The 16,891-nt window shown below is 40.2% G+C and carries 15 protein-coding genes, 1 tRNA gene and 1 riboswitch; of the genes, 9 read left to right on the top strand and 7 right to left on the bottom strand.

The window, feature by feature from the left end; genetic code table 11:
• Nucleotides 1-64 precede the first annotated feature (64 nt).
• The 4 genes from flxY (at nucleotide 65) to VLB74_RS03405 (ending at nucleotide 3,459) form a co-directional block, all read left to right on the top strand.
• Complete coding sequence (gene flxY, locus VLB74_RS03420) at nucleotides 65-1,354, top strand: flexirubin biosynthesis putative acyl-CoA ligase FlxY (RefSeq protein ID WP_325202056.1); 1,290 nt, start codon at nucleotides 65-67, stop codon at nucleotides 1,352-1,354.
• A gap of 5 nt (nucleotides 1,355-1,359) precedes the next feature.
• A tRNA-Ala gene (locus VLB74_RS03415) sits at nucleotides 1,360-1,433 on the top strand.
• Between the two features lie 158 nt (nucleotides 1,434-1,591).
• Nucleotides 1,592-1,689: riboswitch (SAM-I-IV-variant riboswitch) on the top strand.
• A 51-nt stretch (nucleotides 1,690-1,740) separates the two neighbouring features.
• Nucleotides 1,741-2,142 (top strand): hypothetical protein, encoded by a 402-nt coding sequence (locus tag VLB74_RS03410; protein WP_325202055.1) that lies wholly within the window; start codon nucleotides 1,741-1,743, stop codon nucleotides 2,140-2,142.
• Between the two features lie 339 nt (nucleotides 2,143-2,481).
• Nucleotides 2,482-3,459, top strand: a complete 978-nt coding sequence (locus tag VLB74_RS03405; RefSeq protein ID WP_325202054.1) for a c-type cytochrome — start codon at nucleotides 2,482-2,484, stop codon at nucleotides 3,457-3,459.
• A 117-nt stretch (nucleotides 3,460-3,576) separates the two neighbouring features.
• Here VLB74_RS03405 and VLB74_RS03400 read toward each other — a convergent pair whose 3' ends face one another.
• The 6 genes from VLB74_RS03400 to VLB74_RS03375 form a co-directional block, all read right to left on the bottom strand.
• Nucleotides 3,577-4,125 (bottom strand): hypothetical protein, encoded by a 549-nt coding sequence (locus VLB74_RS03400; RefSeq protein WP_325202053.1) that lies wholly within the window; start codon nucleotides 4,123-4,125, stop codon nucleotides 3,577-3,579.
• Nucleotides 4,126-4,187: 62 nt separating this feature from the next.
• On the bottom strand, nucleotides 4,188-7,595 hold the full coding sequence (locus VLB74_RS03395) for a hypothetical protein (RefSeq protein WP_325202052.1): 3,408 nt from the start codon (nucleotides 7,593-7,595) through the stop codon (nucleotides 4,188-4,190).
• 59 nt (nucleotides 7,596-7,654) lie between these two features.
• The gene (chrA, locus tag VLB74_RS03390) at nucleotides 7,655-8,755 is read right to left on the bottom strand and encodes a chromate efflux transporter (RefSeq protein ID WP_325202051.1); all 1,101 of its coding nucleotides are present in this window, start codon (nucleotides 8,753-8,755) and stop codon (nucleotides 7,655-7,657) included.
• A gap of 4 nt (nucleotides 8,756-8,759) precedes the next feature.
• Nucleotides 8,760-10,013, bottom strand: a complete 1,254-nt coding sequence (locus tag VLB74_RS03385) for an aspartate kinase (protein WP_325202050.1) — start codon at nucleotides 10,011-10,013, stop codon at nucleotides 8,760-8,762.
• A 78-nt stretch (nucleotides 10,014-10,091) separates the two neighbouring features.
• Entirely contained in the window at nucleotides 10,092-10,592 is a 501-nt protein-coding gene (locus VLB74_RS03380) for a GNAT family N-acetyltransferase (RefSeq protein ID WP_325202049.1), read from the bottom strand.
• A gap of 4 nt (nucleotides 10,593-10,596) precedes the next feature.
• Nucleotides 10,597-11,445, bottom strand: coding sequence for a M48 family metalloprotease (locus tag VLB74_RS03375; protein ID WP_325202048.1), 849 nt, complete (start codon nucleotides 11,443-11,445; stop codon nucleotides 10,597-10,599).
• A gap of 136 nt (nucleotides 11,446-11,581) precedes the next feature.
• Here VLB74_RS03375 and fbp point away from each other — a divergent pair, with 136 nt between their 5' ends.
• Nucleotides 11,582-12,589 carry a class 1 fructose-bisphosphatase gene (gene fbp / locus VLB74_RS03370; RefSeq protein ID WP_325202047.1) on the top strand — a complete coding sequence of 336 codons (1,008 nt, stop codon included), beginning with the start codon at nucleotides 11,582-11,584 and terminating at the stop codon, nucleotides 12,587-12,589.
• Nucleotides 12,590-12,732: 143 nt separating this feature from the next.
• Here fbp and VLB74_RS03365 read toward each other — a convergent pair whose 3' ends face one another.
• On the bottom strand, nucleotides 12,733-13,161 hold the full coding sequence (locus VLB74_RS03365; protein ID WP_325202046.1) for a tellurite resistance TerB family protein: 429 nt from the start codon (nucleotides 13,159-13,161) through the stop codon (nucleotides 12,733-12,735).
• Nucleotides 13,162-13,300: 139 nt separating this feature from the next.
• On the opposite strand from VLB74_RS03365, the gene VLB74_RS03360 reads away from it, so the two are divergent.
• The 4 genes from VLB74_RS03360 (at nucleotide 13,301) to VLB74_RS03345 (ending at nucleotide 16,820) form a co-directional block, all read left to right on the top strand.
• Nucleotides 13,301-13,894: a HupE/UreJ family protein gene (locus VLB74_RS03360; protein WP_325202045.1), complete on the top strand. Its 594-nt coding sequence runs from the start codon at nucleotides 13,301-13,303 to the stop codon at nucleotides 13,892-13,894.
• 7 nt (nucleotides 13,895-13,901) lie between these two features.
• The gene (locus VLB74_RS03355; RefSeq protein ID WP_325202057.1) at nucleotides 13,902-14,336 is read left to right on the top strand and encodes a deoxycytidylate deaminase; all 435 of its coding nucleotides are present in this window, start codon (nucleotides 13,902-13,904) and stop codon (nucleotides 14,334-14,336) included.
• Between the two features lie 6 nt (nucleotides 14,337-14,342).
• Nucleotides 14,343-15,935: a S41 family peptidase gene (locus VLB74_RS03350; protein WP_325202044.1), complete on the top strand. Its 1,593-nt coding sequence runs from the start codon at nucleotides 14,343-14,345 to the stop codon at nucleotides 15,933-15,935.
• 240 nt (nucleotides 15,936-16,175) lie between these two features.
• Nucleotides 16,176-16,820 carry a hypothetical protein gene (locus tag VLB74_RS03345; protein ID WP_325202043.1) on the top strand — a complete coding sequence of 215 codons (645 nt, stop codon included), beginning with the start codon at nucleotides 16,176-16,178 and terminating at the stop codon, nucleotides 16,818-16,820.
• Nucleotides 16,821-16,891 lie beyond the last annotated feature (71 nt).

Genomic DNA, 16,891 nt, shown 5'->3' with positions numbered 1-16,891 from the left:
TTACAACTGTCCCGGATCGGTTACGCATAGAGGACTATCTGAAAAAAATAAATAAAAAACGCTGATGATACCGGCAATAGAAAAAGCAACATTACAGGAAATCAATGCGCTTCAGGAGGAAAAGTTGCACGAAACACTTGCGTATTTAAACGAAAAATCACCGTATTATAAAGCGCTTTTCGAAAGAGAAAAAATAGATATCCGGGAGATTAGAACAATTGCGGATTTACAGCGAATCCCTACTACGTCAAAAACAGATCTTCAGTTGGATAATGACGCCTTTTTCTGCGTTCCGATGCATGAAATCATTGATTATGCCACCACTTCGGGAACGTTGGGAAACCCAGTTACCTTTGGACTGACCGATAAAGATTTGGATCGTTTGGCTTATAATGAAGCTATATCGTTTGCCTGCGCGGGAATTAAGAAAGGTGATGTCGTGCAGTTGATGACAACATTGGACAGAAGGTTTATGGCAGGTCTGGCTTATTTTCTCGGGTTGCGAAAACTCGGAGCTGGCGTTATCAGAGTGGGAGCCGGTATTCCCGAATTGCAATGGGATTCGATTTTAAAATACAATCCGAAATATTTGATAGCAGTTCCTTCTTTTTTATTAAAAATGATTGAATATGCCGAAAATAACGGAATTGATTATAATGCTTCCAGCGTAAAGGGAGTAATCTGCATCGGTGAATCATTGCGAAACCAGGATTTTTCGGCAACGGTTTTGGCTGAAAAGATTACTTCAAAGTGGAACCTGCAATTGTTTTCGACTTACGCTTCAACCGAAATGAGTACCGCTTTTACCGAATGTGAATATTTTCAGGGAGGACATCAACACCCTGAATTAATCATCACGGAAGTTTTAGACGACAACAATAACCTGGTTGCCGATGGAGAAAGCGGCGAACTGACCATTACCACTTTAGGTGTTGAAGCAATGCCTTTGTTGCGTTTTAAAACAGGCGATATTGTCCGGCTTCACACTTCAGCCTGCCCTTGCGGGAAAAATACGTTTAGGGTTGGCCCGGTAGTCGGACGGAAGCAACATATGATCAAATATAAAGGGACTACGTTATATCCGCCGGCCATGCATGATTTGCTTACTTATTTTGAAGGTGTTCAGAGCCATGTAATAGAGATTTCCTCCAACGAGGTAGGGACAGATGAAATCCTGATTAAAATTGCATCCAACCAGCCGTCTGAAGAATTGCTGAATCAGATTAAAGATCATTTTAGGGCAAAATTGCGCGTTTCACCAAAAGTGGAATTTGTTGCAAAAGATATATTAAATAATGTTATATTTGCTGCACAAAGCCGTAAGCCTATAACTTTTATAGATAAGCGGGTTTAAAATATGGGGATGTAGCTCAGTTGGCTAGAGTGCTTGACTGGCAGTCAAGAGGTCGTGGGTTCGAGCCCCATCTTCTCCACAGCAATTCTAAAAAGTCCTGACAGATATTGTCGGGACTTTTTTTATTTCGTGTTTTGTAAAGTCTCCTGACTCCTGTGTTAGCAGGGAATCTAACAGCCATCACATTAAATATTTTATTTTCAAGGATTAAATTGTCAATATTTTTTCTAATCTTTGCATCAGCATCAAGAAAGCCATTTAAAGGCTTACCAACCGATTTGCTTAAGACACGGTGGTTTAGTATGTGGAACAGTCGTTCAAATGTATTGAGAAATCATAATTCTTCTTCATTTCACGACATAACAGAATCGTAAACTTAATTTGTTATGTTAATATCTACAAAAATGAATCTTTCTTTAGAAGCAAGATTCAATCTCTTTATTAAGGACAGGATTAATAATAGTTATATCACTGAAAGTGGAGACTTGATAAATGTTTATTCTTCTAATGATTTAATCAATAAAGAGCTATTAAAGAAAGGAATTGATTATAGGGATAAAGCTATAGACGAGATAAGATTAGAGATAAGGTCGAAATACCCACCTACACCAAATCCGCAAAATCGTAAATATTTAGAGGAGCTATGGATTTTAGAGGATTGTTTGTTAGAACTTGCGTTTTATTTGCATGATTATGATTACAATAAAATGAATCCTATTCTACAAAATGAATTTAAAAACCTGAGGCAATTTTCCGAGCTTTTAAGAAAACACACGTTTAATTTTTAACCTTAAAGTTCAATAACGCTTTTTGTTCTATTTCAAATGCATTGGCAATTTTGACTAGTCTTTTTATTGTAGTTAATTATTAGACTATCAATTCTAGAAACACCCGTTTGGTTATGCTGCTCCCCGTCTTGCGGACAAGGTTTAATTCCCTTTAAAGTGAATCAATAGGATTAGCATTATAGGCTACCTTTAACTCTTTGTCTAACCAATTAATCCGACGGCGATTATCCTAAATTTCATAAAATTTTAATACCTTTATTAGCCTTTTTCTTAAAGGTTTAGATTGTGTTTGCCGTGCCCTGATTCTTTGACTTGAGTTCAATATTAAAAATGAAAATTATGAGTGGAATCAAAAAAACACTGTTGTTTCTGGGATTGTTTGTAATCGCTGCTGTTCTTTTGGCAATGATTTACGTGAAAACGGCACTTCCCAATGTAGGTGATGCCCAGGTTATGAAAGTGGTAGCAACCCCCGAAAAAATCGAAAGAGGGAGGTACCTGGCCAATCATGTTACCATTTGTATCGACTGTCATTCCAAAAGGGATTGGTCTAAATTTTCCGGTCCGATTGTTACCGGTACCATTGGTATGGGGGGAGAATTGTTCGATCAGAAATTTGGTTTCCCTGGTTCCTATTATTCCAAAAATATTACGCCTTCCGGAATCAGTGGTTATACCGATGGGGAACTTTACCGCGCGATTACTACAGGGGTTAACAAAGATGGAGCAGCCATGTTTCCGGTGATGCCGTTCCATAATTACGGTAAAATGGATCCGGAAGATATTAAGGCAATCATAGCTTATGTGCGAACCTTGGCGCCAATAGAAAATAAAGTCCCGGAATCGTCATCCGACTTCCCTATGAATTTCATCATCAATACCATTCCGCAAAAAGCGATTCCTTCCAAGAGGCCAGACCCAAAAAATACAGTGGCTTATGGCGAATATTTAGCAACAGCATCTTCTTGCATCGATTGTCATACCCAATTTGAAAAAGGGGAATTTGTTGCCGGAGCCGAATTTGCCGGAGGAAGGGAATTTCCGTTCCCGGATGGCTCGATAGTGCGCTCGGCTAATATCACGCCACATCCGTCAGGAATCGGCGACTTGTCAAAGGAAAGTTTTATAGCTTTGTTTAAGTCGCGCGAAGACTTCTCAAAACTTCAATCTGGCATTAAACCTGGAGAATATAATTCCATAATGCCATGGACGATGTTTGGGGGTATGAAAAACGAAGATTTAGCGGCTATTTACGATTATCTGAAAACATTAAAACCAATTGAAAAGAAGGTCGAAAAATTCACAAAAGGAGGTTGATTTCCTTGTCATGTGGTTATAATAAAGTCTGCAATAATAGGATTGTATGAAAAGCAAAAACACGAAAAGCCAGAGAAGTGTTCCGGCTTTTCGTGTTTTTATGATCGGATATAATTTTTATTGCTTCGTTAAAGGTGATCCAACTGGAATATCACAGCGATGTCCGGCCTGACCATGTGGTGGGTTCATTCCCGGTGCTGTTTCATTAGCCGATGTACTCAACAATTCAGGGACTGCCGAATTTGGTGTGCCCGTATTCCCGGAAGGAGTGGCGTTGCTCGGTGTAACCGTGAAAGAAGAAGGATTAATTTTTTGGACCGTAGCTGCTCCTGGCGGTGTGGCAGGCTTTGCAGGTGGTGAATTTAAAGGAGCACCCACGGCAATATCGCAACGGTGTCCGGGCTGTCCGTGAGGAGGATTCATCCCTTTGGCAACCTTAACGGGAGCAGGTGGCACAACGGAGGTAACGGGTTGAGGTTGTGTGGTTGTTACGGTTTGTGGCATTTGTGCCGGTTTATTTGGAATGTTAGTGCCGTTCACAATCTCATAAACGGAAGGTACCGGTTTTTTATCGGTCGGATTTGCTTCAGCAGTTTCTTCGTTTTTACATGAAACAAACGGTAAGGTTCCTGCCAAAACTAGGCCTAAAAAGTATTTTTTGTTCATCAGATGATTTTTTAGTAAACCCAAAAATACAGTTTATTGTTAAGTTTTTGCATTATAACATGTTAAAAATAAGCTCTCAACTGAATACTCCCGGTATGAATGGTTTGGCTGGTCTCACTTTTTCTTCCCTGATAATTAACATTTACGTCAAGATATTGGGTTAAGTTTTTTTGGAGCAGTAAATTCCAGGTCATGTTTTTTCCAGGTTGAAGCCCTTCCAGCATCTGATAGGCTACTGCTGAAAACTGATTACCTTCAAAAGCATTTTTATAAAATGAAAATTCACCATTTGCCGTAAATTTCTTTTCAGTAGAAGAATAGTTGAATGAAGTTCCCATTCTGTGCCTGTTCAGTTTTTCCCCGGCATTTATTTGATTTTCTTTATTCTGAAATTCATAGAAAATATCCCAACTGGCATTTTGGGAAAACAGATAGGAAATTTTTGGGGCCAGCAAATAACCTTTTAGGACATAATTTTTACTGGCATAATTTTCCGAATCGACTCTGCTTGAAAGAGTTTGTCCGTCAAAACCGAACAGCCATATTTTTTCCACCAGATGCGCATATTGCAATTGATGGGAATACGATTTGTTTTCCTGTGTTCCCGCTGAAAGTAACACTTTTGCATGATTGTTGAGGTAGGTGTAGGTCACCGAATGGAGTTGTTTCCCCCGATTGTAAAAAAGGCTGTTCCGGAAGGTTGTATTCAGTCCCAACAAGTCTTTGTCACTGGTGGAAAATGGATTTAGGTCGAAATTGTCCCCATGTCGCTCAATCTTACGGTCCATCAAAAAGGAAGACTGATAGTAAAAAAGCGAGAGTATTTTTTTGTAATCCGTTGCGTTTTGCCATTGGAGCGGATTCAAAGTAAGGGATGTCGAAAATTTATTCTGATGGGTTTTTACGTATATCTGATTGGGAAGAAAAATGCGGACATAAATTGCCAGATCAGGATACGGCGCGACTTCAAACTCCTGCAATTCCTGAACGCCGTTGCCGTTATAATCGTTCCAGGTGTACACGCCCTGGCCCGGTTCAACCTCCAAGTAGGTATATTCCTGTTGCGCAAGGGTTCCTGAACCGGTTTCATATGTCACGGCCGGCTGAATCAACTGATTGAAAAACCGATCGGTATACAATATGCGGGAATTCAATGAAGGTTCATCCGCCCGTGCAGGATCTTCAAACTTTAGATTACGATAGTTCACAAAAACGCCCAAATCACTCTTTTCTGTCTGTATCAGTTTTGATTTCAGATAATAGGAATCCGAGATGTTTACTTTTTTTACGAACCCGTTTTGCAAACTGTCATTGCTTCGGTGTAAATACCCTATTTCGGTATAAACCTTTGTACTGTCACCTCGACCAATGAACGTACCGAATTCTTTGTAACGCTGACTCAACGGCGAGAATTCATGAGTGGTCTTGTTTTTTTCTTCATTGTCTTCCATGCGGAAACTGCCACCCACCCAGTTTTTTCTGAAATGATATTTTGCCAGGGTCTGACTTCGTATAAAACGGGAATCCGTTTCCTTGGCATCACTTTTTAAGGCGCTGCTGTTATTGGAAAATGTAAATTGGTTCAGTTTGAATACACCGTCAACCACATGGCGGGTTCCCGTGAAGTTTTCCGAAAAGTCCAGTTTTTCCAATTGGTAGCGGGCGAATCCTTTACCGGGAAGTTCGAAGTTAGCTCCGGAAATCAGTAAACTCTGATCGCCCTGCGGATTGGTTAAGTTCCAGTCACGGTTGAATTCGATGGTGAACAACCGTTCAATGGTTCGGAATTCTTTCTGAATGAACTGCAAATCGGCAAACGCGTCCACTTTCCATTTTCGGGTGAAAAGACGTTGTTTGGCGTTGATTTTTCCTGCGATACCCTGGTTGTCATTGTCGTCGATGGAAGAAAACAGGTTCTTGTCGTTGTTGCTGAAGCCAAACTCGAAATCGACATTGGTTTTCTCACTTGGATTGTATTTTCCTAAAACGGTAGCAATCTGAATTTTTGTGGGAGGAACCAGCCGGGTTATGGGTTCATAACTTCCCTGTGGGACACCTGCAATTGGCGCCACATACTCGTAAATTCGTCCAATGGCCTGATTGCTGGATAAAACATAATTTCCAAGATTGTTGCCTACCAGAGTGAACTTCACATTATACAAAACATCGGTCGGATCAATGGAATATTCAAAAACTTCCACACCGCCTATCAGGATTTTTCTGTACAGGATTTTATTTTCGGAATAGCTGTCTTCATAAGCGGATGGGGCGGTCATCAGATCCGGATTATCACCGGCATCCACCAATATTTGCGCTTGTTCCTGGGAAAGGCTTTGTTGTAACGGCTGATTTTTCACATCGTTTTCAGAATAAAGAAAAGTGCCAATGCTCCATTTCTCCTGTTCATGGGTTACGCCTCCATAGGTCACGAATCGGGTATAGCTTCGCTCGGAATATTGATATTCTACGTTGATACGCATTTCCGAAGTTATTGGGAACAAAGACGTAAAGCGAATTTCCCCGGCATTGTAATCGATGATGTAATCGTTGTTTTCGCCTCGTTCCAGTAAAATTCCGTTCACATAAACCCGCTCGGAACCCGAAATAACCAAGACATACAATTCTCCGTTAGGGCCTTTTAGTTTGTATGGGCCCTGATTTCCTTCTTGCCCGGTAAAGGTACTTTTGGCATATTGTCCACGTACGATGGCGCCAGCAACAAACACATCGGTTTTGTTTTCCGGTTGGCCAAAGTTAAAATGGGTGGAAAGGCCTTGTACTTTTTTATTGAAATTCAAAAAGCGGGACTGCCGGTTTTCCAGAAACAAATCTCCGGCGCGGATGGCCCATTTATCGGAGAATAATTCCACGAAAATCTGATCAAATTCATCCAGTTTTTGCGAATAGCCGCCTTCCTGCAGCGGAACGTTACTGTCCTGCAAGGAAGCACGAAGGCTCACTTTTTCCGATATTTTTCCGGTAATCTGTAAGTCGAGATTGGAATTTACCACCGCATTCTGATTGTTTCCCACCGTAACCCCGCGAGAAATACTTCCGGAAGTATTCAGTCCGTCAAAAGGTTTGAAGGTTGAAATCGGTTCACGGGAAACCTGATACATTTTTTGGCCCGCTTCATTGCTTACGACTCGGCTTTGGTCGTAAATGCTGTATTTTTTAGTCAGGTAGTCGGGAAATTTTAAATAGCGGACAGTCAGCGTGTCTTCCGACTGAAAATCGTTTTTAAAGAGTAACGTTCCTTTTTGAAAATCAACATTATAGAAAAGTGTGTCGATTTCATTTCCGGACCGGTCCAGAAGTTTGAAAAATTCCTTGTTGATACTGACACTGTCAATAATTATCGGTTTTTCCGAAACCACTATTTTTTTGGTCTGATAAGGCGTTTTGGTTTCCTGTGCCCAAAGGGTAGAAAAACAAAGAAGAAAAAGAAGTAAATACGCCTGCTTCAACATAACTGTTATAACTCGAATTTGCCAAAATTAGTGTAATTAATCGAGAAATTCTTTCGGCTTTACACCAATGAAAGCAGGTAGCCTAAAAGAGCTCCGCCTAAAACGACCCAAGCACTGTTTATTTTTCGGAAACCAAAGGTTGTGATTAGACTTAAAAGGGTAATAAGAACAGTTTTCCATTCCGTAACCGATTCTTTTCCCATTATGAAACAGACAACGATAATCAATGCCACCGAAGCGACATTAACCGCATCCAGAAAGGAAGAAAAAAGGGCTGAATTCCGCATTCGTTTTACCAACGGATTCAAGGCAGCCACAAAAACAAACGAGGGAAGAAATATCCCGACGGTAGCCACCAATGCACCTGTATAACCATTGATCTGATAACCAATGAACGTTACGGAAGAAAAAACCGGACCGGGAGTGAATTGCCCAACGGCTATGGCGTCAATGAGGGTTTGCCTTGAAAGTATACCTGTCTGTACCAGTTCCGAATCTAAAAAGGCGAAGAGAACATAACCGCTTCCGTATAAAATCGAACCGATTTTCAGAAAGATGAAAAAGAGTTGACTGTTGGAAGCCGTAATCAGTCCAATCGGTATGAAACTGTTGGCGTGTTTTTGGGAATTTTTTAAATATTGTACGGTCATAGCCAGTAATCCGGATCCGAAAAGCACTATAATTTCGTTAATTCCGAAAAAAGAAGCAATTAATGCAAGGATGCCTATTCCAATCAGAAAGTTTGATTTTAAGGAAGTTTTTGCCAGAGGATAAACCGCTGATAATATGATGGCGATAATAGCGGGTTTGATGCCGTAAATGAACGGTTGGATTTCGGGTAACGTTCCGTAGTTTTTATACAGCCAAGCCAAACCCAGTGTGATGAAAATGGCTGGAAGAATGAAACAAAGGCCTGCAAGTACAAGACCTTTCCAACCACCTTTTTTTTTGCCCAAATGTATGGCCAATTCCGTACTGTTAGGGCCGGGAATCAGGTTGGTGGCGCCCACTAAATCCATAAAATGGTCGTCGTTCATCCATTGGCGTCTGCGAACGACTTCATCCCGCATCATAGCAATATGAGCGGCGGGTCCGCCAAAAGCAATCAGCCCTAATTTTAAAAACAGTTTTCCGATTTCTTTCAGCGAACCCTGCTGCATATAATTATTCTTGTGTTACGATCTGCATCGTTTCACGGCTCATCTGTTTTACCAGAACCGTTTTGTCTTTCTCCACCATTGCGATGGCTTTGTCTGTAAAGTGACGGATGGTATACAGCGATACGTTTTCGTTGTAGAAAATTTTGAATTTCTTGGCCAGGATATTTTTCAGTTCACCGAAATTCCCAAACTTATCTTCGATACAAACCGAGAAACTGATCGCGGAATTCTGAATCAAGCTCACTTTGATTTTGTATTTGTGGAATAAAGCGAAAATTTCACTGATGTTCTCCTCCATAATGAACGAAAAGTCGATGGAAGAAAGAGAAAGCAATAATTGGTTTTTCTTCACGATGAAACATGATGTTTCCGGCTCCAAATGACTTCCTTTGGCAATGCTGGTTCCCGGTAAAAGCGGATTTAAAAACGATTTTACATACAAGGGGATTTCTTTGCTCTGTAGTGGCTGCAATGTTTTCGGGTGGATAACCGAAGCACCGTAAAACGCAAGCTCGATAGCTTCACGATACGAAATTTGGTTCAACAAAGTTGTGTTTTCAAAATATCTCGGATCGGCGTTTAAAACCCCCGGAACGTCTTTCCAGATGGTTACGCTTTCGGCATTTAGACAGTACGCAAAAATAGCGGCGGTATAATCGGAACCTTCGCGGCCTAAAGTCGTTGTGAAGTTGTTTTCATCCGAACCCAAGAATCCCTGCGTGATGTTTAATACTTTTCTCTTGATGTTTTTGGAGATTGTTTTCTGGGTAATTTCCCAGTCTACAATAGCATCACGATAAGTGTTGTCGGTTTTGATGAAGTTACGAACATCTACCCAATGGTTTTTTATGTCCACATGATTGAAGTAGTGACTCAAAATGGTGGTCGAAATAATTTCTCCCATACTCACCACCTGGTCGTACACGAAGTTATAATTTGGAGATTTGTTCGAGCTTAAAAAGTACTCCAAATCAAGGAAGTGTTTGTTTACCGCAGTAAAAACAGCATTTTTTTCATCTTCAAACAAATCCAACAGAATCTGGTTGTGGTATTTCTTTATTTCCTGAATAGAAGCGTTTAGTTCCTTCGACTTCTCGAAATAGTTCTTGATTACCAATTCCAATGCGTTGGTTGTTTTTCCCATAGCCGAAACTACAAGAAGTACATCTTCATAACCTACCTGTTGTAAAACACTGTGTACGTTTTTGATACCTGCGGCATCTTTTACGGAGGCTCCTCCAAATTTAAAAATTCTCATGTTGTGTAAAAATTCCGATCCCAAAAGCCACTTCGCAAACCGAAATTGTCTTTTGGGATTTGTTGTTGTTTATTATAGTTAGCTGCGGTTTAAAAAGGCCGCAATTCCTTCTTCATTCATTTGGACTACTCTCCAGTCGCCCAATACGTTTGCTCCGGATTTTTCGTAGAAATCGATGGCGTTCTGATTCCAGTCCAATACGTTCCATTCGATTCTTCTGACTCCGTCTGCTTTGCCCTGTTTAATGATTTCGGTGTAAAGGGCCGATCCCAAACCGGTACCGCGCATTTTTTCTTTTACGATAAGGTCTTCCAGGTGGATGGTTTTTCCTTTCCAGGTTGAATATCGGTAATAATACAAAGCCATGCCCACAATTTGCTTCGCCTGTTCGCCGTTGCTCGGGTCACCATCTACTTCTGCAATAAAAGTGTGGAATAACGGATTGGCACCAAAACCGTCGCGCACCAAATCAGATTCGGTAACCACTACGGCATCGGGTTCTTTTTCGAAAACTGCCAACTCACGGATTAAATCCAATACGGCCGGCATGTCCTTTTCTGTTCCTTTCCTGATGTGCATCGTTTTATTTTTTCTTCTTTTTCTTGGTTGTTGTAGTCTTTTTAGCTGCCGGTTTAGCCGTTTGTTTTACGTAAGGCTTGTATAAACCGTCTTTTTCAGCTTTGGCTTTTGCGTTGGCCGCTCTCTTTTTCGGATCCGGGTGAGAACTCATCATTCTTTCAATAAAGGAGGATTGTGTTCCTTCACTTAATTTGGCCAAAATGGTGAAGGCCGATTCTACAGCATTCACGTTATATCCGTTTCGTTTCATGAAATCGTACGAATACATGTCGGCATCCGATTCCTGTTTCTGGCTGTATTGGCTGTCGACTAACGCACTGCCAATCTTGCCTAACTGACTGTCGGTTACTTTAGCTACGCTGGTAGATTGTGAAGCGGCCGCATCGGTCAAGGCCTCTTTCTGATACGCTGTTTTGATAGCGTCCCTTGAATCGTGATTGGCTACGTGCCCTATTTCGTGTCCGATTACGGCCAACAGTTCGTTGTCGTCCATGATGTCCATTAGTCCGGAGAAGACTCTCACGCTTCCGTCGGCGGTGGCAAATGCATTTACTTCTTTTAATTTGTACACTTTGAAGTTAAGGGTCATTCCGTTTTCATTGGCGTGTTTTCCGAAAACTCTTTTTAAGCGGATGGTGTATGGGTCTTTATCGTCGGCAACCGGATTTTCCTTGTCCATTTTGGCAACCGCTTCTCTGGAAAGGTTGGCGGCATCGGCATCGCTGAAGGTTAAACCGGTGATTCCTTTTTGAACCGCTCCTAATGTTTTTTCTCCTAGATTGATTTGGGCACTGACAGTTCGTAATCCCAAAACCGTAAATAAGGTAGCAAGAAGTAAAGGTGTTTTTTTCATACCAAAATTATATTAAGATAAAAGAGTTTTATATTTATTTTTATATTCGTTTAGGACTGAATATTATTTGAAAATGTTGCATTAAAAATCAAAAATATTGATTAATATTTGCAACTGCAAAAATGACATGTTAACAATGAAACAGCGCAATAACACTTTAGGTGAATTTATCATCGAAAAACAAGAGGAGTTTAAGTATTCCTCCGGAGAATTATCACGTATTATCAATGCTATCCGTTTGGCTGCAAAGGTAGTAAATTATAAGGTAAATAAAGCCGGATTGGTTGATATTGTTGGCGCGGCCGGTGAACAGAACGTTCAGGGCGAAGATCAGCAGAAATTGGACGTTTATGCCAATGAGGTTTTTATTCAGACGTTGATCAACCGCGAAATTGTTTGCGGTATTGCTTCGGAAGAAAATGATGATTTCATTACTGTTCACGGAAAAGCGGGTGATGATAATAACAAGTATGTGGTAATGATGGATCCTTTGGACGGTTCTTCCAATATTGATGTGAATGTTTCCGTTGGGACCATTTTTTCGGTATACCGAAGAGTAACTCCAATAGGAACCCCTGTTACGCTGGAGGATTTTCTTCAGCCAGGCGACCATCAGGTGGCGGCAGGTTATGTAATTTACGGTACGTCAACCATGTTGGTGTACACAACTGGACATGGCGTAAACGGATTTACACTGAACCCGGCTATCGGAACGTTCTATCTTTCACATCCGAACATGCAATATCCTAAAGACGGAAAGATTTATTCCGTGAATGAAGGAAATTATATTCACTTCCCGCAAGGGGTGAAAGATTATATCAAATATTGTCAGATGGAAGAAGGCGATCGCCCGTATACTTCGCGTTATATTGGTAGTTTGGTTTCCGATTTCCACAGAAACATGATTAAGGGCGGTGTCTATATTTATCCGACAAGTTCCAAAGCGCCGAAAGGGAAGCTGCGATTACTGTACGAATGCAATCCGATGGCTTTCCTTGCAGAACAGGCAGGAGGAAAAGCATCTGACGGGTACGGAAGAATCATGGAAATAAAACCAACAGAACTCCACCAGCGTGTGCCGTTTTTCTGTGGAAGCCAGAACATGGTGGAAAAAGCGGAAGAATTTATGGCGAAGTACAAATAGGTGCTAAGGTTCTCAGTTGCTGAGTTCTGAAAAATAAAGAAAGGAGTGAAAAAATTATCTGTTTTTCACTCCTTTTTTCTTTGCGTACAATTTTTCTACGGCTTAACAACTGAAAGCCTTAACGCCTCAAAACCTTCAAAAAATTATCTATTCATATGCTGCATCTCATAGATGAAGGTTTCTTCATTTACATGTTTGTCTACCAGAACCAAAGCTTTGTCGACAATGTAATTTACGTTTCCTGGCGTAAATCCTAAAGCTAAAGCGATTTTCCTTAAAAGTACATCCTGTTTGTCTCCTAAATGATGGTCATGGTGCACCATTCTGGCTAAATTATACAAACGCTCTAAACGTTCTAAATAGAGATAAGGTGGATTGATTTCGTACTTCATTGGATTTTCTAAAATTTCTTCATAGTCTTCTTTCGAAATATCAAGTTTATGGGCAATTTTATCCAAAAAATTTTTTTCTTCCTGACTGATTTCTCCAGTATAGGCAACGCGTACCAATGCCGAAAAATGACCTTTATTTCTTAGTTTAAATTCGCTATCAAATAAATCTGCTATTGACATATTGTTTTGTTTATAGTTGAATTCAAATTTACAAATTTTCTGTTTTCTTTGGATTAAATTGGTAAGCTTTTCTTAACGGACGAAAGCAATTATCAAAATAAATTGTAAGTTTGAGAACCCAATCTATAAATTGTTTATAATGTCGGATTTTATAATGTATTTTAATATCGGTCTGCGCCACGTACTTGATATTAATGCTTATGATCATGTGTTGTTCCTGATTGCGTTGGTTACCCCCTATGTTTTTAAAGACTGGAAAAAAGTCTTCATATTGGTTTCCCTGTTTACATTAGGACATACGTTGGCGCTGATTCTTTCCGTGTACGGAGTGGTATACATCAAACCGGTTCTGGTGGAGTTTCTGATTCCGATTACGATTATACTTACCGCCCTGTTTCATTTGTTTACCGCAGGGAAAACTGGAAAAAATGAAAGTATCACGTTTGAGGCTGTGGTTACGGTGTCTTTCGGAATTATACACGGTTTAGGTTTTTCGAATTATTTTAAAACCATTTTGCCGGGCAGTGCCTCCGATAAGTTGCTGCCGCTTTTGGAATTTGCCGTTGGGATAGAAGCAGCACAGATTATTATCGTGCTGGCAGTACTGATAGTTTCCTATATTGTGCAGACATTTTTCCGTTTTTCGAAGCGGGATTGGGCACTGGTTATATCAGCCTTTGTGGTTGGAGTAGTATTGCCGATGATCATTAACAGTGAGATTTGGAACAGATAAGTTTGTGATGAAAGAAAAGAAAAAAGCTAAATACGATAAAGCCTATTTGCGAATTGCCAAAGAATGGGGACAATTGTCTTATTGCCAGCGTAAAAAAGTGGGGGCAATCATAGTTAAAGACCGAATGATTATTTCCGATGGCTATAACGGAACTCCGTCGGGTTTTGAAAATTGCTGTGAGGATGATGAAGGGCTAACCAAGTGGTATGTGCTTCATGCCGAAGCCAATGCGATTTCCAAAGTGGCCCGCTCCACACAATCGTGTGAAGGTGCTACGTTGTATATTACGCTTTCCCCTTGTAAAGAATGCAGTAAACTGATTCATCAGTCGGGTGTGAAACGCGTGGTGTATCACGAAGGGTATAAAGATGATTCCGGATTGGAATTTTTAAGAAAAGCCGGTGTTGAGGTGGATATTATCCATGAGTTGGATTTCGATTAAGATGTAATGAGGATTAAAAAATTATACTTGCCTATTATTTTAGCTACTGCTTTGGCGGTTGGCGTGCTTATTGGCGGTTATCTGAATTTTTCGGGACCGGGAAAGGGGTTTACATCGACATCAAACCGAAGCAAGTTGAATAAGCTCATGGAACTTATCGAAAATGAGTATGTTGATGATGTAAACACCGATTCGATTGTTGATTTAACCGTTAATGGTATTCTTGAGAAACTTGATCCGCATTCGGTGTACATTGCCAAAAGTGAAATGGAGCAGGTAAGTCAAAGTATGAAAGGCGATTTTGTGGGCATTGGGGTAAACTTTTACATGTACAATGATACCGTTGCCATAATTAAACCTATCGAAAACGGTCCGTCAGAAAAAGCTGGGTTAAAGGCTGGTGATCGAATTTTATACGCCGGTAAAACTAAGCTTTTTGGGAGAAAACTGCCTACTGATAGTTTGTTTTCGAATCTGAAAGGAGAAGAGGGATCCAAAGTGCAGCTGATGATCTATCGTAAATCGGAAAACAAAAAAATCAAGGTCGAGGTAACGCGTGGGCTCGTGCCAATAAAAAGCGTTGATATTGCTATCATGCTGGATAAGAAAACTGGTTATATCAAAATCAACCGTTTTGCAGAAACAACTTTTAAGGAATTCCACAATGGTTTGTTAGGGCTTAAGAAGCAGGGGGCTACGGAACTTATAGTTGACGTCCGCGATAATGGGGGCGGTTATATGGAAATGGCAGCCGATATAGCCGATGAATTCCTGAAGAATGATGAACTGATCGTGAAAACAAAAAATAAAAAAGGGAATATCGATAAAACCTTCGCTACAGAATCCGGCAATTTTGAGAATGGCAAGGTATATGTTTTAATCAATGAAAATACGGCCTCGGCGAGTGAGATTTTAGCCGGCGCGATTCAGGATAATGACAGAGGGGTTATTGTTGGTCGCCGTTCATTCGGAAAGGGACTGGTGCAGAAGGAGATGCCGTTGGGAGACGGTTCGGCGGTTCGATTGACCGTTGCGCGTTATTACACGCCTTCCGGCCGATCCATTCAAAAGCCATATAATCATGGTACGGATGAATATTTCAGCGATTTTGAAAAACGTTTTGTCAGCGGTGAACTTTTTGCTGCAGATAGTATAAAAGTAGCCGACAGTTTAAAATTCAAAACCAAAAAAGGACGTATTGTTTATGGTGGCGGCGGAATTATTCCCGATGTTTTTGTGCCGATTGAAGGCGGCCATGGGGACGAAGCAGTGGGAATGTTGATGCAGTCCGGACTGATGAGTTATTTTGTGTTTGAACAATTGGATAATGACCGAAATGCGTTTGAAAACCTTTCATTTCCGCAAATGTTGGAAAAACTGAACGCAACGGATGTATACTTCAATAACTTCAAGAGTTATATCGCAAAAAGCGGATTGGTTTTCAATTTAGATACCCAAAAAGCAACCGTGAAGCGTTTTATAGCTGCCGAATTTTCCCGACAGTTGTTCGATGAAAATAAGTATTTCGAGATGGTACTGAAAGAAGATCCTATGGTGAAGAAAGTCTTGGATCAGAAACAGACACATGTCAAGCATTAGAAATTACTGAAAAAATAACAAATCCTGACCTTTAACGGTTGGGATTTTTTGTTTGAAATAGGTTGAAGGTAGCGTATGGTTTTTTCTATTCTCAAGTTTAAAATAGCTGGGACATCTTTTTTATCTAATTTACTGATATTCAGTAATTTGTTAATAATTCGTAAATTTATGGTTGTGTTATCTTGTTATAAGAAGTATACTGTTTTAATTGTATGTAAATAGTAATTTAAAGATGTAACCATGAAAAAGCACTATCTTTTATTTGGGTTGTTTATTTCGGTTTTGCTGGTTTTCTGCTCAACATCGGATGACGAGGGTTATCACGTGGTAAAAGTTAAAGAATATAAGACTAATTTGCCTTTATCTGGGGCGGTTGTGAATTTGTATACTTGCGGTAATTATGATTTTGAATTCGGATGCGATAAATCGCTTTTTATGACGCTTACTACTAATGATTTGGGAGAGTGTCATGTTTCTCAAAGCGATTACGCTAATGCGAGTGAAGGGATAACGGTGTCTAAAGCGCAATACTGGGAAAGAGATGGGAGGTACGGAGAAAATTACATAGAGCCTGAAGCTTGGGTAAAAGTCAATATCAAAAATATCAATAATTATCCTAATCCAAGTTTTTTTGTGTTTAAGACTAGAAGCGAATTGGGTAATGAGAGCTTTCAAGTGTTTAGAGCTCCCAGTGGTTCTTCAATTGCAAGATTCAGGCTTTTTGGCAATGAATTGAATAAAGTCGACTGGTATGTTGCTGAAGGTGACCCCCCTTCTCCATTTTGTCAATATTGTTGTTATTGTGGTATTGTCCCTTATGCATCCGGCAATTTTTCTTTAAGTCCTCAAAAGTTCGAAGTACTTAATGCTACTATAGAATATTGAAATACATTGATTGAATTTCAGTTAATTTCGGGTACTTCTAAAAGAGAGGTTTTTTTGTGATGTTTTATGAA

Origin of the sequence: Flavobacterium sp. (assembly GCF_035456225.1) — a bacterium.
In the GTDB taxonomy this organism is placed as follows: domain Bacteria; phylum Bacteroidota; class Bacteroidia; order Flavobacteriales; family Flavobacteriaceae; genus Flavobacterium.
This window is presented reverse-complemented; position numbering and strand designations above follow the sequence as displayed.

Coding starts and splice junctions, on each gene's coding strand:
- fbp (WP_325202047.1), top strand. CDS start 11,582: ATGAAACAGCGCAATAACACTTTAGGTGAATTTATCATCGAAAAACAA.
- VLB74_RS03355 (WP_325202057.1), top strand. CDS start 13,902: ATGAAAGAAAAGAAAAAAGCTAAATACGATAAAGCCTATTTGCGAATT.
- VLB74_RS03410 (WP_325202055.1), top strand. CDS start 1,741: ATGTTAATATCTACAAAAATGAATCTTTCTTTAGAAGCAAGATTCAAT.
- flxY (WP_325202056.1), top strand. CDS start 65: ATGATACCGGCAATAGAAAAAGCAACATTACAGGAAATCAATGCGCTT.
- VLB74_RS03365 (WP_325202046.1), bottom strand. CDS start 13,161: ATGTCAATAGCAGATTTATTTGATAGCGAATTTAAACTAAGAAATAAA.
- chrA (WP_325202051.1), bottom strand. CDS start 8,755: ATGCAGCAGGGTTCGCTGAAAGAAATCGGAAAACTGTTTTTAAAATTA.
- VLB74_RS03360 (WP_325202045.1), top strand. CDS start 13,301: ATGTCGGATTTTATAATGTATTTTAATATCGGTCTGCGCCACGTACTT.
- VLB74_RS03385 (WP_325202050.1), bottom strand. CDS start 10,013: ATGAGAATTTTTAAATTTGGAGGAGCCTCCGTAAAAGATGCCGCAGGT.
- VLB74_RS03345 (WP_325202043.1), top strand. CDS start 16,176: ATGAAAAAGCACTATCTTTTATTTGGGTTGTTTATTTCGGTTTTGCTG.
- VLB74_RS03375 (WP_325202048.1), bottom strand. CDS start 11,445: ATGAAAAAAACACCTTTACTTCTTGCTACCTTATTTACGGTTTTGGGA.
- VLB74_RS03405 (WP_325202054.1), top strand. CDS start 2,482: ATGAGTGGAATCAAAAAAACACTGTTGTTTCTGGGATTGTTTGTAATC.
- VLB74_RS03395 (WP_325202052.1), bottom strand. CDS start 7,595: ATGTTGAAGCAGGCGTATTTACTTCTTTTTCTTCTTTGTTTTTCTACC.
- VLB74_RS03400 (WP_325202053.1), bottom strand. CDS start 4,125: ATGAACAAAAAATACTTTTTAGGCCTAGTTTTGGCAGGAACCTTACCG.
- VLB74_RS03380 (WP_325202049.1), bottom strand. CDS start 10,592: ATGCACATCAGGAAAGGAACAGAAAAGGACATGCCGGCCGTATTGGAT.
- VLB74_RS03350 (WP_325202044.1), top strand. CDS start 14,343: ATGAGGATTAAAAAATTATACTTGCCTATTATTTTAGCTACTGCTTTG.